The organism is Bacillus sp. NP157 (assembly GCA_018889975.1).
Classification (GTDB): Bacteria; Pseudomonadota; Gammaproteobacteria; order Xanthomonadales; family Rhodanobacteraceae; genus Luteibacter.
In genome coordinates this window covers 3,436,128-3,451,819 of sequence record CP076546.1, presented here as the reverse complement: position 1 = coordinate 3,451,819, position 15,692 = coordinate 3,436,128, and the positions used below count along the sequence as shown (strand labels likewise).

The window sequence follows — 15,692 nt, the reverse complement described above, 5'->3', positions numbered from 1 at the left end:
CCCGCGCATGCACGGTCCCGGCCAGGTCAGGCCCGGACGAGGATCGTGTCGGGGTCGATTTCCTGGTGGTGGTTCGGCTGGTTGCAGACGCTCAGCGTCTCGTTCGAAGGCGCCTGCAGGTGCCACCCCAGTTCGTTGAGGTTCGCGAGGACTTTCTCGGTGTCCTCCTGCGGCAGCTTGCGGTTCGCCGTGAGCTGCACCTCAAGCACGAAGCGGAGCTCGCCCAGGAGGAGCACGAGCGGTTCGGGAAGCCGGTCGAAGGCGTCCCGTTGGGCGAGCCAGACGTAGGTATCGGGCTTGCGCAGGCTGGCGTAGACGAAGCAGTGCATGACGGCAGGTCTCGCGGCGGCTCGGCTGTCCAATCTAGCAAATCCACCGCCGTCCCGCAGGCGCAATTTTGTGGGCTGTTTCAGGTTTGTTGCACCTGCACTTGCAAAATCTTCGTCAAGTCGGCCAGAGTTCCACCCCAGAATGTTAAACGCGCGTATGAAAACGGCTAACTTTTACGTTTTCCGCCTCGCAAGACCTCGTCAGAACAATAAGCAGGAGCCGCTCCGCATGCAGATGAAATTCCAAACCCGCCCGCTGGCCTTCGCGGCCCTCTCGCTGGCCATTGCTGGCGCGATCGTGGCTCCGCAGGCCGCGCACGCCAGTGCGTTCCAGCTGAAGGAAAACAGCGCCAAGGCACTCGGCCGCGCTTTCGCCGGCTCGGCTGCCGCGGGTGACGATGCCTCGGTGATCGTGAACAACCCGGCCGCCATGTCGATGCTGGAAGGCAACACCTTCCAGGCCGACGTCACCGGCATCAACTTCAGCACCAAGTTCCATGGCACCTCCACGGATGCCCAGGGTCGTCCGATCTCGGGTGGCAACGGCGGCGACGCCGGCACCACCATCCCGGTCCCGGCCCTGTACTTCGCGACCAAGGTCAGCGACCGCGTGCACATCGGCCTCGGCCTGACCGCGCCGTTCGGCTTCAAGACCGAATACGACTCCGACTGGAAGGGCCGCTACAACGCCATCAAGTCCGATTTCCGCTCGTATGACGCCACGCTGTCGGCCTCGTTCGACGTCACCGACGACTTCGCCCTCGGCGCCAGCTTCATCGCGCAGAAGACGACCGCCGAGCTGACCAGCGCCATCAACTACAACAGCGCCGCCCTCGGCGTGCTGCAGCAGGGCGTCGCCGCTGGCGCGATCCCGGCCGCCGCTGCCCCGACCTTCATCCGCACGATCAACGCGCTGGTGCCGGCCGGCACCGACGGCGTCGCCAAGATCAAGGGCGACGACTGGGCCTACGGCTGGCAGCTGGGCGCCCTGTGGAAGCTCACCGCGCAGGATCGCTTCGCGCTGAACTACCGCAGCTCGATCAAGCACCACCTGGAAGGCACTGGTAACTTCACCGTGCCGGCCAACGTCAGCGCGCTGCTGTCAAACCCGGCCATCTCCAGCCTGTTCCAGGGCCAGCCGCCGTTCACGCACACCGACGGCAACGCCGGTTTCGAAACGCCGGCCGTGGCCACCGCGAGCTACTGGCACCAGGAAGAGAAGTTCGGCCTGGGCATGGACCTGTCGTGGACCAAGTGGGATTCGTTCAAGAACCTCACGGTGACCTACGCCAACCCGAACCAGCCGCCGACCTCGGAAGCTTATGAGTGGCGTAACACCTGGTTCGCATCGGTCGGTGGCGAGTACTACGTCAACGACAAGCTGACCGTGCGTGGCGGTATCGCGATCGACACGACCCCGACCTACGCCGACACCCGCTCCCCGCGCGTGCCGGATTCGACCCGCAAGTGGCTTGCCTTCGGCATGGGCTACAAGGTGTCGGACAAGTTCGAGATCAACGCCGGCTACGCCCACATCTTCGTGAACAAGGCGCACATGAACGGCGTCGCCAGCGCGACCGGTGACACCCTCGTCGGCGAGAACGACGACAAGGGCAACCTGCTCAGCCTGTCGGCCAAGTACCAGTTCTGATCGCTTCGGCGAACAGGCACTGATAAAAAAACCTCCCCGGTGATGGGGAGGTTTTTTTTTGCCTGTTGGGAGTCTCGCCCTAGGGATTGTCGCGCGCAGGCGCGCTCCTACAGGGGGGTGGGGGGGCTTTAGTAGGCGTATTCCGTGAACACGGGATCGACGCTGCCGTTCCACTTGCCGTGGAACTGCTCCAGCTTCGTATCGGCCTGGGTCTTGCCCGACAATGCGATCTCCAGCAGCGGCTCCAGGTAGATCGACTCGTCGGCGCCACGCGTGCCGCGCACGTTGCGACGCTTCAATCCGTGGTCCGCGATCTTGAGCGCCTCGAGCGACAGTTCGCGCACGGTGTGGTTGCGGAACTCGAGGTCCAGCGCGTGCTTCGGCACGCCGTCGCGCAATGCGTGGCGCTCGGCCTTGCTGAAATCCTTCACCAGGTCCCACGCCGCATCCAGCGCCACGTCGTCGTACAGCAGGCCGACCCAGAACGCCGGCAGTGCGCAGAGCTGGTTCCACGGGCTGGCGTCCGCGCCGCGCATTTCCAGGTACTGCTTCAGGCGCACTTCCGGGAAGGCGGTGGTGAGATGGTCGGCCCAGTCCTTCATGGTGGGCTTCACGCCCGGCAGCGCAGCGAGCTCGCCGCGCATGAACCTGCGGAAGTCCTGGCCGGACAGGTCGATGTACTTGCTGTCGCGATAGCTGAAGTACATCGGCACGCCGAGGATGTAGTCGACGTAACGCTCGTAGCCAAAGCCCTCTTCGAAGACGAAGTCGAGCATGCCCGTGCGGTCCGCATCGGTGTCGGTCCACACCTGCGAACGGAACGACTTGAAGCCGTTCGGCTTGCCTTCGGTGAACGGCGAGTTGGCGAACAGCGCGGTGGCGATCGGCTGCAGGGCCAGCGCGACACGGAATTTCTTCACCATGTCGGCTTCGGTCGCGTAGTCGAGGTTCACCTGCACGGTGCAGGTGCGCGTCATCATGTCCAGGCCGAGCGAGCCGACCTTGGGCATGTACTCGCGCATGATCTTGTAGCGACCCTTCGGCATCCACGGCATCTGGTCACGGCGCCACTTCGGCTGGAAGCCCATGCCGAGGAAGCCGATGCCAAATTCGTCAGCCACCGAGCGCACTTCCTGCAGGTGGGTGCTGACTTCGTCGCAGGTCTGGTGGATCGATTCCAGTGGCGCACCGGAGAGCTCCAGCTGGCCGGCCGGCTCCAGCGTGATGTTGGCCATGCCCTTGGTGAGGGCCACTGGCGTTTCGCCTTCGCGGGCGATGTCCCAGCCATAGCGCCCGGCAAGGCCTTCGAGGATGGCGCGGATACCCGGACGCTCACCGGTGAACGGCGGCGGGGTGAGGTCATCGGTGTAGAAGCCGAACTTCTCGTGCTCGGTGCCGATCCGCCAGCGTTCCCGCGGCTTTTCGCCCTCGGCGAGGTAGGCGACGAGGTCATCGCGATCACCGATGGGCGTGCTCTTGGCGGCGCTGGGAATGGACACGGAACTTCCTTGGCAATGATTCGGCGGGGCCGTTAGCTGCCCCAGATGGGGGCGCATGCCGCCCGGGAAAAGGTGCCATGCCCGCGGCGGAGGGTATCAGGTCGTGTTGGCGGCTGGGGAGGTGGCATTACGGGAGCTAACCTCTGGGCTCGTCCTTGATCCTCTTTATACTTTCATCGGCACCCGGATGATGGCGTTACCAGAGGACATGCGAGGGATGATGACACCACGGAATGCATGGCTTGAGGGCAACGCGCCCGACGATTCGGGCGAGCAGTACGTGCAGCCCATGGAACAGCCGATAGGCGGGGCGATGGAGACGCCGATGAAGCAGGCACCGGGACCGGCAAAGTTCAGCAACTTCATCGTCTACGTTGATGAAAGCGGCGATCATGGCCTTGAGACGGTGGATCCCAATTATCCCGTCTTCGTTCTGGCGTTTTGCGTTTTCCACAAGGGGCACTATGCGGAGCGCGTCGTCCCGGCCATAGAGCGCCTGAAGTTCCGGCACTTCGGCCACGACATCCTGGTTTTGCACGAGAACGAAATCAGGAAGGAGAAGGGCAGCTTCCGCTTCGCAGATCGCAAACAGAAAGAGGGCTTCGTCACTGAGCTCACTGGCATCATCGAGGAAAGCAACTTCATCCTCATTAGCTGTGTGATCGATAAAGCGAGATTGGAACAGCCAGAGCTCCTGGGAGGCAATCCGTACCATATCGCCCTTGGGTTCTGCCTCGAGACACTTGCCGAGTTCCTTCAGGAGAAACGGCAAGAGGGACTGTCCACTCACGTTGTTGTCGAGTGTCGGGGAAAGAAAGAGGACCGCGACCTCGAGCTTGAGTTTCGTCGCATTTGCGCCGGCGCGAATCGATGGGGAAGGCAGCTTCCGTTTGTCATCACGTTCGCTGACAAGAAGACGAATTCGTCGGGGGCTACAGTTGGCGGATCTTGTAGCGAGGCCCATCGGCCTGGCAACGTTGCATCCTATGCGCCAGAACCGGGCGTTCGACGTCCTTCGACGAAAGTTCTTCTGTAAAGGAGGTCGCCAGAAGGTCGGCGTCGACTTTGAGGGCTGGGGCCACAAGGTTTTTCCGGCTCCAGAAAGCGAAAAGCCCCGGTGATCTCACCGAGGCCATGACGCCGACCGGGTTCTCCCAGTCCACTTGATCGGCACAGTAGCGGCACCTGATCGAAAGTTCAAGCAGGTGCCGCTAAAGGCTGTCGATGGCGTGGCAGAGCCGCCGAGGCTCCGCTTAGCGCTTCATCGAGTTGAAGAACTCGTCGTTCGACTTGGTGTTCTTCATCTTGTCGAGCATGAACTCCATCGCGGCCAGTTCATCCATCGGGTGGAGCAGTTTGCGCAGGATCCAGATCTTGGCGAGCATGTCCGGGTCGATCAGCAGGTCTTCGCGGCGGGTGCCGGAACGATTGATGTCGATGGCCGGGTAGACGCGCTTCTCCGAGATGCGGCGGGACAGGTGCACTTCCATGTTGCCGGTGCCCTTGAACTCCTCGTAGATCACCTCGTCCATCTTGGAGCCGGTGTCCGTCAGCGCCGTGGCGATGATGGTCAGGCTGCCGCCTTCCTCGACGTTGCGCGCCGCACCGAAGAAGCGCTTCGGGCGCTGCAGGGCGTTGGCGTCGACACCACCGGTGAGGACCTTGCCGGAGCTGGGCACCACGGTGTTGTAGGCACGGGCGAGGCGGGTGATCGAGTCGAGCAGGATCACCACGTCGCGCTTGTGCTCGACCAGGCGCTTGGCGCGCTCGATCACCATCTCGGCGACCTGCACGTGGCGCACGGCCGGCTCGTCGAACGTCGAGCTGATGACCTCGGCGCGGACCGTGCGGGCGATTTCAGTCACTTCTTCCGGACGCTCGTCGATCAGCAGCATGATCAGGTGGACGTCGGGGTGGTTGTACTGGATGGCCTGGGCGATGTTCTGCAGCATCATCGTCTTACCCGACTTGGGCTGGGAGACGATGAGGCCGCGCTGGCCACGGCCGATCGGCGCCACCAGGTCGAGGATGCGACCGGTGATGTCCTCGGTGGACCCGTTGCCACGCTCGAGCTTGAAAGCCTTGCGCGGGAACAGCGGCGTAAGGTTTTCGAACAGCAGCTTGTTCTTCGACGCCTCCGGCGGATCGCCGTTGATGTCGTCCACCTTGAGCATGGCGAAGTAACGCTCGCCTTCCTTCGGGTGGCGCACGCGTCCGGTGATGTAGTCGCCGGTGCGCAGGTTGAAGCGGCGGATCTGGCTGGGCGACACGTAGATGTCGTCCGGGCCGGCGAGGTAGGACTCGTCCGCCGAGCGGAGGAAGCCGAAGCCGTCCTGCAGGATTTCCAGCACGCCCTCGGCCCAGATGCCGCCGCCGGAGCGGGCATGTGCCTTGAGGATGTTGAAGACCACGTCCTGCTTGCGCTGGCGGGCGACGCCCTCGCGGACGCCCAGCGACTCGGCGAACTCCAGGAGCTGGATCGAGTTCTTGCGCTTGAGCTCGGTCAGGTTGATCAGGCGATCGTTGCTGCCGGCATCGGCATTCTCGTCGTCGTCGACCGGGTAACCATTGTTGTTATTGCGCTGCTGGTAGTTGCCACCACCATTGCCGCCGCCGTTGCCGTTGTTGCCGCCGCCACCCGGGCGCTGCGGGCCACGGTCGTTGCGGTCGTTACGGTCATTGCGGCGGCGACGGCCACGGCCTTCGCGCTCGCGACGGTCACCGTTGCCACCGCCCTGCGGGTTGTTGCCCTGGCCGCCGCCCTGCGGGGCCTGGCCCTGCGACGGCTGCCCACCTTCGCGGGCCTCCTGCGGCTGGCGGGCCTCGGCGGATGGCGGCGGGTTGTTGTTGAGCTGCATCTCGGCCTGTGGGGCTGGAGCAGGAGTGGGAGCGGGCGACGGCGCGGGGGCCGGCGCAGGAGCCGGCGCCGGGGCGCTGGACTCGACCGCGGGGGCACCGGCGGCGGGCGCCTTGCGGCGCGAACGCGGACGCGGCTCGGTCGCAGGCTGGTCGCCGGCGCCCTTGGCGTCGTTGGAATCTTTCGTTTCGATATCGGACACGGGCAAACCTCACGGGGCGCCGTTGGAAGAAAAAAGGGAGAGGGTTCGCGGCATGGGGGACAGCGGGGTGTCCCGGGGCGAACGCCTAGAGCCTAGCATCGCGTGAGGCGCAAGGTAAAGCGCCCCACGCGGTGGCTCGAGGATGGAACGGGCCTTAGATGGCCTTATCGATCATCTGGGCCAGCTGGCCCTTGCTCACGGCACCGATCTGGGTGGCGGCAACCTTGCCGTCCTTGAACACCATCAGGGTGGGGATGCCGCGCACGCCGAACTGGCGCGGGGTCTGCTGGTTGTCGTCGATGTTGATCTTCACGATCTTGATCTTGTCGCCGTACTCAGTGGCGAGCTGGTCAAGCGACGGGGCGATCGCCTTGCATGGGCCGCACCATTCCGCCCAGAAGTCGAGCAGGACGGGGGTGTCGGATTCGAGGACGTCCTTGGAAAAGGCAGCGTCGCTGGTATGGGTGATCTTGTCGCTCACCGTGGTCTCCAGAATGAGGGGTTGAAGGGGGTTGACGACCGTGACGCTGGCATCGGCTACACTTAGGAGCCCCATGTCGCGGGTCCAACCGGAACCGAAGGTCTTGGCCATTGCAGCCGTTGGCCCTCATTCCAACCCAACTAGGGGCGCGATTCAAGCGATTCAAGGTGCCGACGGATGGTTTCCGTTGACATAGGTAAACCGGTTCACGCAGCCGGTTCAGCTATGCCAGCGGGAACCGTCGGTCCGGCCCTCCGCCTCCGGCCACCGTGCGCCGGGCGCGTCGACATGCCACCGGGCTGACATCCGGCGGCCCCCGACCCTCCCGTGGCGCCGGCCGGATCAACCACCCGTCCCGTGGTGCATTCCTTGCCGCAGGGACGGCGCCGCGTATCCGCGGCGCAAGCTTCCAGGCCCATCCATGTCCCAGACCGTACTAACCGACGTCTTCTACGAAAACCTCGACCTCCATCCGCTGCTGCACCAGGGCCTTGCCACGGCCGGCATCACCCGCTGCACGCCGATCCAGGCGCTGACCCTGCCGGTCGCCCTGACCGGGCGCGACGTCGCCGGCCAGGCCCAGACCGGCACCGGCAAGACCTTCGCCTTCCTCGTGGCCCTGATGGACCGCCTGCTGAAGAACCCGGCCGACCCCAGCCGCAAGGATTCCGATCCGCGCGCGCTGATCATCGCGCCCACCCGCGAGCTGGCGATCCAGATCGAGAAGGATTTCCAGACCATCGGCAAGGCCACCGGCCTGCGTAGCGCCCTGATCTATGGCGGCGTCGACTACGACAAGCAGCGCCAGCAGCTGCGTGACGGTTGCGACATCATCATCGCCACCCCCGGCCGCCTGCTCGACTACTACAAGCAGGACGTGTTCGGCTTCGGCAGCGTCGAAGTCATGGTCATCGACGAAGCCGACCGCATGTTCGACCTTGGCTTCATCAAGGACGTCCGCTTCATCTTCCGCCGCCTGCCGTCGCGCGAGAAGCGCCAGGTGCTGCTGTTCTCGGCCACCCTGAGCCATCGCGTGCTCGAGCTGGCCTACGAGCACATGCACGAAGCCGAGAAGCTCGTGGTCGAGACCGAGAACGTCACGGCCGACCGCGTCCGCCAGGTCGTCTACTTCCCGTCCAAGGAAGAGAAGATGCCTCTGCTGCTCAACCTGCTGGAAGAGAGCAAGGCCGAGCGCAGCATCATCTTCGTGAACACCAAGGCCGCGGCCGAGCGCATCACCGATCGCCTGAAGCGCCACAACTTCCGGGTCGGCGCCATCTCCGGCGACGTGCCGCAGGTGAAGCGCCAGAAGCTGCTGCAGCGCTTCCAGGAGGGCCAGATCGACCTGCTGGTGGCGACCGACGTCGCCGCGCGCGGCCTGCACATCCCGGCCGTCAGCCACGTCTTCAACTACGACCTGCCGCAGGACGCGGAAGACTACGTGCACCGCATCGGCCGCACCGCGCGCCTGGGCGCCGAGGGCGACGCGATCAGCTTCGCCTGCGACCTGTACGCCATGGGCCTGCCGGACATCGAGACCTACATCAACCAGAAGATCCCGGCGGCGTCGATCGACGCGCGCATGCTGGTGATGCCGGCTCCGCGCCCGCGTGCCGACGGCGTGCAGGATGAAGTGGACGATCCGAACGACACCGGTGGCCATATCCCGACCCGCGGCGCGCCGCCGGAGAAGGGTGGTCGCGGCGGTTCGCGTTCGGGTGGTCCTGGCTCTCGCTCCCGTTCGGGGGAGCGCTCCGGCGAGCGGTCGCGTTCCGGCGAGCGCTCGGGTGAGCGTCGTCCGCGCACCGAGAAGCCGGACGCGGTCTCGACCGAGGTCCCGGTGAAGACGGTCGTCGTGGCCGAGACCGTCGCCGAGCTGCCGGCGGCGGCCGAGGCGATGGCTGCCGAATCGGCGACGAAGAAGCGCCGTCGCCGTCGTGGCGGCCGTGGCCGTGGCGCCCGCGAGGGTGCGGCCGACGGCACGGCACCGGTGGCTATCCAGGACAACGCCAGCTCGGCGGCGCCGCGCGCGGCTGCCGAGGGCACCGGCACCGGCACCGGCAACCGCCGTCCGTCGCGCCACGTGGCCGCGGCGCGTCCGGCCGGTTCGCCGGCGCCCGTCGCCGCGACCCCTTCCAAGCCGAAGGACGGGTTCTTCCGTCGGTTGGGGCGGCTTTTTAGCGGGCGTTGAGGCCTGGCTGGGTCGCGCGCTGGCGCGCTCCTGCAGGGGGCGCGTCGGAAGCGCGACACAGGCCAGCCAAAAGCGGGGCCGCATACCTTATCCTCTAGGCTTCACGGGCCAACGGGTAACGCGGTGATCGGTTTCGATCTGGTGAGCAAACGGTACGAGGGCGACCACCAGGCCCTGACGGATGTCTCCTTCCAGGTCGACGCGGGCGAAATGGCCTTCGTCACCGGACACTCCGGCGCCGGCAAGAGCACCCTGCTCAAGTTGTTGGCCATGATCGAGCGGCCGACCAATGGCGTCGTGACGCTCGACGGCCAGAAGCTCAACACCGTCCGTCCGTCGGACATCCCGCGCATCCGCCGCAAGCTGGGCATGGTCTTCCAGGACCATCGCCTGCTGCTGGATCGCAGCGTTTTCGGCAACGTCGAGCTGCCGCTGGTGATTGCCGGCGTCACGGCCACCGAGCGGGCCCGCCGCGTGCGTGCCGCGCTGGAAAAGGTCGGCTTGCTCAGCTATGAGAAGCAGTTGCCCGGCACCCTGTCGACCGGCGAACAGCAGCGCGTGGGCATCGCCCGCGCCATCGTCGCCAAGCCCGCGGTGCTCATCGCGGACGAGCCCACCGGCAACCTCGATCCGCAGCTGGCCATGGAGATCATGGGCCTGTTCGCCGAATTCCAGGCCGTCGGCACCGCCGTCCTTGTCGCCAGCCACGACCTGATGCTGATCAAGCGCATGAAGAAACGCGTCGTTGTCCTCGATCACGGCAAGCTGGTTGCCGACGTGCCCGCGACGGAGGTGGTATGAACACCGTCCGCGAACCGCGCCGGCCGGTCGAGCCGGAAAAGACCCGCCGCACCGCGCCGCGCCACATCGGCGCCTGGCGCGAGCACCACGCGTGGAGCCTGTCGATCAGCTGGCGCCGGCTGGCCGCGCGCCCGCTGGCCACGCTGATGACGGTCGCGGTGATGGGCGTGGCGCTGGCCTTGCCGCTCGCCTTCTACCTGCTGCTGGGTAACGTCGAGCGCATGGGCGATGCGCTGGGCCGCAACCAGACGATCAGTGCCTTCATGAAGCCTGGCCAGAACGCGGCCATGGCCGAGACGGCCGCCTCCGCGTTGCGCGGGCGCCCCGAGGTGCAGGACATCACCGTGCGCACGCCGAAGGATGGCCTCGCCGAGCTGGCGGAAGTGCAGGGCTTCTCCGGCGCGCTGCAGTCGCTCGACGACAATCCGCTGCCCTACGTGCTCACCGTGCAGCCGAAGGGCAACCTCACCGCGCCCGAGGTCGACCGTCTCGTCGAGTCGATGAAGGCCTTGCCCGGCGTGGACATGGTCCAGGAGACCGGCGCATGGCGCCAGCGCCTGGATGCCGTGGTCGGCGTGGGTGCGCGTGCCACCAGCGTCCTGGCCTTGCTGCTTGGCATCGCCGCGCTGCTGGTCGTCGGCAACACGATTCGCGTCGATATCCAGAGCCGTGCCGAGGAGATCGGCGTCCTGCTGCTGATCGGCGCGAGCCGGCCGTTCGTGCGCCGCCCCTATCTTTATGCCGGCATCTGGCTCGGCCTGTTCGCCGGGATCCTCGCGGTGGTGCTCGCCGTGGCGATCGAGCTGTCGATGGCCGGCCCGGTCGGTCGGTTGGCGGCGGCCTACGACGGCAGCGTGCAGTTCGGTGGCTTGCCTGCGTGGCTGCTGCTTTCGGTGCCCCTTGCGTCGGCCTTGCTCGGCTGGCTCGGGGCACGGCTGGTCAGCGCCCGGCAGATCCGCCGCGCGTCGGCGGCCTGAGGGGAGGGCGCGGGGGTGGCTTCGCATATCGGTTCCGGTGTCGCAGGCGCCACGCCGCGCATCCTCCTCGTGGACGGCTCCCGGGTCGTGCGCTCGCTGATTTCGCGTGTCGTCGCCGCGGAGGTTCCCGGCGTGGAGATCGTCGCGGTGGGCACGGGTAGCGAAGCGCAGGCCGAGCTGCAGCGTGGCGTGTTCGATTTCGTCACCGTGGCCCTTCGCCTGCCCGACATGGATGGCCTGGAATTCGCGCGCTTCGTGCGCGAGTCCGCGCCGCAGATCTACATGCCCATCGTGGTCGTATCCGGCGATGTCGAACAGCGCCTGCACCGTCGTGAACTCGGTGAGTTCGTCACCGACTATTTCGACAAGTCGCTGGGCTTCGAGGCGCTGGCCGAGTTCATCCGCGGCTACGTGCGGCCCGAGGGCGGCGCGGAGGGCGAGGTGCTTTACGTCGAAGACAGCCGCGTCGTCGCGCTCGCCACGCGCCGCATGATGGAGAAGTACGGCCTCACCGTGCATCACGTGATCAGTGCCGAGGATGCGATCGAATTCCTGCGCGCGGCCCACGCCCGCGGCCAGGTCGGTGCCGACATAGTGTTGACCGACGTGAGCCTGAAGGGCGAGCTGACCGGCGGCGACCTCGTCGAGCGCATCCGCAACGAATTCGGCTACGGCAAGGGCAGGCTGCCTACGCTGATCATGACGGGCGACGAGAATCCCGCGAACCAGGCCGCGTTGCTGCGCGCCGGTGCGAACGACCTCGTCGAGAAACCCGTGGAAGAAAAGTTGCTGATCACGAAGCTGCTGTTCCAGCTGCGCGTGGCCTTGCACCTGCGCACGAAGGTCGACGCTTGAACGATCGCGTGCGGCTCGAGGCGTCGTGGAAGGTGCGGATCGGCGATTACCTCGATCGTCCGGAGATGCTCGCGCTCTCCGAATTCCTGCGCAACGAGAAAGCCCAGGGCAAGGAAATCTACCCGCCGGGGCCTGAGATCTTCAACGCGTTCGCGCACACGCCATTCGACAAGGTGCGCGTCGTGATCCTGGGGCAGGATCCTTACCACGGTCCGGGCCAGGCGCATGGCTTGAGCTTCTCCGTGCAGCCGGGCGTACGCGTGCCGCCGTCCCTGCAGAACATGTTCAAGGAAATCGAGGCCAGCCTCGGCATCCCGCGTCCCGACCACGGCTGCCTCACGCCCTGGGCCGATCGTGGCGTGCTGCTGCTCAACGCGGTGCTTACCGTGGAAGCCGGGCAGGCGGCCTCGCACCAGGGCCGTGGCTGGGAAGGCTTCACCGACGCGGCGATCGATGTTCTCAACCGCGAGCGCGAAGGCCTGGTCTTCATGCTCTGGGGCAGCCACGCGCAGAAGAAGGGCCAGCTGATCGACGGCAAGCGCCACTGCATCCTGCGCAGCGTGCACCCCTCACCGCTGTCCGCGCATCGCGGCTTCATGGGCTGCGGCCACTTCGCCAAGGCCAACGCCTACCTCGAAGCCCGCGGCGAACCCGCCATCGACTGGTCCCTCCCGCCCCGCGCCACTCTGTAGATACTCTCTTCCCGGTCAACCCTGCCTAAGGTGCTCTGGGCTAAAAAGCTTGGTGACGTCGAAGTTTTCGTTGTCGCGCAGGCAAGCCCAGAGCCCGGTGAGGTATTTGCGCATGACTGCCGCGAGGGCCTGGCGCTTGGCCTTTCCGCGACGAAGCAGCTGTTCGTAGAAGGCTTTGACCAAGGGGTCGTAGCGCACGGCAACCAGCGCAGGCATGTACATGCCTGCGCGCAGGTAGGTGTTTCCGCCCTTGCTTAGCCGCGGCCGTCCGTGGACGCTCGTGCCCGATTGGGTGTGACAAACGTCCAGGCCCGCATGGCGGCTGACCTGCGGCGCTTTCATAGTGCTGGGAAGCATGGCCAGTTCAGCGAGTACCGCCATCGCCGAGACCTCGGCGATGCCCGGGGCTGCGGTCATGTGGCGAAGCTGGGCTTGGCGCACCGGATCGGTGTCGATCTGCTGGCGCATCGCACCGCGCAGGCGTTCGATGCGCCGATCGAGGGTGGCGACGGCCTCGGTTTCGTCCTCGAGCAGCAGCACATGCGTGCCCTTCTTGGCAGTCAGGGCGTGCAGGCGGTTCTTCGCGCGGACCCGCTCCCCCAACAGCCGGTTCACCTGCCGTCCCAGGTCCCGCAGGGCCAGGTCCGCCTGCTCCGGTGCGATCCAGCGTGCCGGCTTGAGCGCCTCGCCATACTCGGCAAGCAACCCCGCATCGATCGTGTCGGTCTTGGTGCCCTTGAGCTTGAGCTGGGCGAACCGCTTGGCACTGCGCGGGTTGATGACCGAGACCGGCAATCCAGCCCGATCCAGCGCGATGGCCAGGTCCAGGTGATAGATCCCGGTCGCTTCCATCACCACCCAGGAAGGCCGTAAATCCAGAAGCTTCCTGGCCAGCCGTGCATGTCCTGCCGGGGTTTGCTCGAACTTCCCCAGCGCAACACCCTTGCCGTTGTCATACGAGGCCACGGCGCAGTCGCGCGCGCTGACGTCCAATCCGATCGACATGACCATCCCTTACATCCTCCGCGAGTTAGCGTGAGAATGGATCCGGCTCCCCGACCCCGCATTTTTTGCCCCTGCAACCTTGTATGCGAAGTCCCTCGCGGGCTTCTGGATACTCTCCGCAGTTGGCAATGGGGCGGGGGGCCACTCTACAGGCGAAGTCAGGAACATCCTGCTTCAAGGAGCGCGCGGCCTCCCCGGAATCCTTCGCACACCCCCCGGATGGGAGGCACCGCCAAGATACAAGGAGCGCGCCTGCGCGCGACCGGACCCGAAAAGACAAAAGCCCGCGGCCGAAGCACGCGGGCTAGTTAGCAACCGGATCACTTGTCATCGTATTCCGGCCCGCCTCGAGTGCCACCATGGATCGCGCATCGAGGTCTTCAAATCGACGTTGCCGTCGACGGACACGTTGGAAGCTACTGCGTTGCCTCCGGGTACGCAAGAACTCCTTCTAATACCGGGGAAATATGGAAGACGTAAGCCAACGCCTTGCGGATTTCCCTGAGCGTTTCCTCACTGATGCGCGACAGCGGTGTTTGCATGCCGTTGCGGTGCGTAGGTACGCGAGCCTGCGACAGCCGCTCGAGACTTACCACGGTCGCCATGTCGCACTTCGCCCAACGTTCACCGGGACGGTCGCGCCATCCTGCAGGCAGCGCCTCGGCGGGTATGCGAACGTGCCAGCGGTCTTCGCGCAGCGGCGCAGTCATGCTGATCGGGACGATATTCACCAGGCCCGGCCTGCCTCTCAGCCTTCGGCTCACCACGATCACTGGGCGGGTTTTGGCCATCTCGCCCGAGGGAACCGCTCCCGGCGGCGGGAAGCGGCAAATCAGGACCGTGCCGGGGAGCGGGGCGTAATGGAAAGACATGCTGGGAAGACTAGGCGGGGCTGCCGCATGGCCGCTGTCGGTCACCGCTGAGGCGCGCGTGGGCCGGGGCCATGGCGCCGGGTAGGCTCTGACTACGGTCGGTGCCTACGCTCGCGTTGCACTTGAGATCGACTTTCTCAGGCACCATTTCTCTTTACGAACGGGCACCTACGCCCGTCCAAGGCTGCCGGGCCCTCCGCTCAGCCGTCTGCCTCCTGAATACCGTCGGGAGTCCGCTGGACATCCCGGGGGTATTTCTGTACCATTGAGTACAGCTAAGAAGATTGAACCCTGGCAAGGGTTAGCACTCTCATACCGGGACTGCTAACCTGCACCGATACCTTTCAGGAGGTTCCACACATGTCCCAAGCCCTCGCCACCCGTAACTACGGGCTACCGAGCGTCGTTGGCAGTCTGGATTCCTACATCGCGGCCGTCCATCGCATCCCGGTGCTCAGCCTTGACGAGGAGCAGACGCTTGCGCGGCGCTTCCACGACGACGCCGACCTCGACGCCGCCAAGCAGCTGGTGATGTCCCACCTTCGCTTCGTGGTGCATGTCGCCCGCGGCTACAACGGCTACGGCCTGCAGCTCTCCGACCTGATCCAGGAAGGCAACATCGGCCTGATGAAGGCCGTGAAGCGCTTCGATCCGGACCAGGGCGTGCGCCTTGTCAGCTTCGCCGTGCACTGGATCCGTGCCGAAATGCACGAGTTCATCCTGCGCAACTGGCGCATCGTGAAGGTCGCCACCACCAAGGCCCAGCGCAAGCTGTTCTTCAACCTGCGCAAGAGCAAGAAGCGCCTGGGCTGGATGAACGCCGAGGAAGTTCGCGTGGTCGCGAACGACCTGGGCGTGCCGGAAGCCACGGTCCGTGAGATGGAATCGCGCCTTTCGGGTCGTGACGTGGGCTTCGAAGCCCCGGCCGACGCCGACGAAGACGAGAAGCCGGCACCGGCCGCCTTCCTGGTCGACGACGGTGCGGATCCGTACGAGAACCTGGCGGAAGAAGACGCCTCGAACAATCAGATGAGCGCCCTGGGCAGTGCCCTGTCGAAGCTCGACGATCGTTCGCGCGACATCATCCAGCGCCGCTGGCTGGCCGAAGACAACAAGGCCACCCTGCAGGACCTTGCGGACGAGTACGGCGTGTCGGCCGAACGCATCCGCCAGATCGAGGCGAATGCCATGAAGAAGATGCGCGTCGCCATCGCCGCCTGAGGCTGGCGAACGGCGTAAGATCCGGAACGGCCCCTCGCGGGGCCGTTTTCCGTTGCCCG

General features: G+C 65.6%; 14 protein-coding genes. 8 read left to right on the top strand and 6 right to left on the bottom strand.

All coding sequences use genetic code 11. The annotated features are described in order from the left end of the window. Positions 1-26: 26 nt before the first annotated feature. Positions 27-329 carry a YcgL domain-containing protein gene (locus KPL74_15850; protein QWT19211.1) on the bottom strand — a complete coding sequence of 101 codons (303 nt, stop codon included), beginning with the start codon at positions 327-329 and terminating at the stop codon, positions 27-29. Positions 330-558: 229 nt separating this feature from the next. On the opposite strand from KPL74_15850, the gene KPL74_15845 reads away from it, so the two are divergent. Beyond that, positions 559-1,980, top strand: coding sequence for an outer membrane protein transport protein (locus tag KPL74_15845; protein QWT19210.1), 1,422 nt, complete (start codon positions 559-561; stop codon positions 1,978-1,980). Positions 1,981-2,108: 128 nt separating this feature from the next. Here the strand turns inward: KPL74_15845 and KPL74_15840 are convergent, their stop codons facing one another. Further along, on the bottom strand, positions 2,109-3,479 hold the full coding sequence (locus KPL74_15840) for a glutamate--cysteine ligase (protein QWT19209.1): 1,371 nt from the start codon (positions 3,477-3,479) through the stop codon (positions 2,109-2,111). Between the two features lie 55 nt (positions 3,480-3,534). On the opposite strand from KPL74_15840, the gene KPL74_15835 reads away from it, so the two are divergent. After that, entirely contained in the window at positions 3,535-4,515 is a 981-nt protein-coding gene (locus KPL74_15835) for a DUF3800 domain-containing protein (GenBank protein ID QWT19208.1), read from the top strand. 217 nt (positions 4,516-4,732) lie between these two features. Here KPL74_15835 and rho read toward each other — a convergent pair whose 3' ends face one another. Together rho and trxA are read right to left on the bottom strand one after the other, a co-directional pair. Beyond that, positions 4,733-5,992, bottom strand: a complete 1,260-nt coding sequence (gene rho, locus KPL74_15830) for a transcription termination factor Rho (protein ID QWT22627.1) — start codon at positions 5,990-5,992, stop codon at positions 4,733-4,735. Between the two features lie 700 nt (positions 5,993-6,692). Further along, positions 6,693-7,019 (bottom strand): thioredoxin TrxA, encoded by a 327-nt coding sequence (gene trxA, locus KPL74_15825; protein QWT19207.1) that lies wholly within the window; start codon positions 7,017-7,019, stop codon positions 6,693-6,695. 421 nt (positions 7,020-7,440) lie between these two features. Between trxA and rhlB the strand changes: the two genes are divergently transcribed. The 5 genes from rhlB (at position 7,441) to ung (ending at position 12,535) form a co-directional block, all read left to right on the top strand. Then, positions 7,441-9,210 (top strand): ATP-dependent RNA helicase RhlB, encoded by a 1,770-nt coding sequence (gene rhlB / locus KPL74_15820; GenBank protein ID QWT19206.1) that lies wholly within the window; start codon positions 7,441-7,443, stop codon positions 9,208-9,210. Positions 9,211-9,333: 123 nt separating this feature from the next. Further along, complete coding sequence (gene ftsE, locus KPL74_15815; protein QWT19205.1) at positions 9,334-10,011, top strand: cell division ATP-binding protein FtsE; 678 nt, start codon at positions 9,334-9,336, stop codon at positions 10,009-10,011. Continuing rightward, a complete protein-coding gene (ftsX, locus tag KPL74_15810; protein ID QWT19204.1) occupies positions 10,008-10,988 on the top strand; it encodes a permease-like cell division protein FtsX in 981 nt (326 codons plus the stop codon). Before ftsE ends, ftsX begins: the two co-directional genes overlap by 4 nt. A 15-nt stretch (positions 10,989-11,003) precedes the next feature. Next, a complete protein-coding gene (locus tag KPL74_15805) occupies positions 11,004-11,843 on the top strand; it encodes a response regulator (protein QWT19203.1) in 840 nt (279 codons plus the stop codon). An 8-nt stretch (positions 11,844-11,851) separates the two neighbouring features. Next, positions 11,852-12,535: a uracil-DNA glycosylase gene (gene ung, locus KPL74_15800; protein ID QWT22626.1), complete on the top strand. Its 684-nt coding sequence runs from the start codon at positions 11,852-11,854 to the stop codon at positions 12,533-12,535. Positions 12,536-12,550: 15 nt separating this feature from the next. On the opposite strand, the gene KPL74_15795 is transcribed toward ung, so the two are convergent. Continuing rightward, positions 12,551-13,540 carry an IS110 family transposase gene (locus tag KPL74_15795; protein ID QWT19202.1) on the bottom strand — a complete coding sequence of 330 codons (990 nt, stop codon included), beginning with the start codon at positions 13,538-13,540 and terminating at the stop codon, positions 12,551-12,553. A 416-nt stretch (positions 13,541-13,956) separates the two neighbouring features. Continuing rightward, complete coding sequence (locus KPL74_15790) at positions 13,957-14,412, bottom strand: type II toxin-antitoxin system PemK/MazF family toxin (GenBank protein QWT19201.1); 456 nt, start codon at positions 14,410-14,412, stop codon at positions 13,957-13,959. Between the two features lie 360 nt (positions 14,413-14,772). Here KPL74_15790 and rpoH point away from each other — a divergent pair, with 360 nt between their 5' ends. Beyond that, a complete protein-coding gene (gene rpoH, locus KPL74_15785; GenBank protein ID QWT19200.1) occupies positions 14,773-15,633 on the top strand; it encodes an RNA polymerase sigma factor RpoH in 861 nt (286 codons plus the stop codon). Positions 15,634-15,692 lie beyond the last annotated feature (59 nt).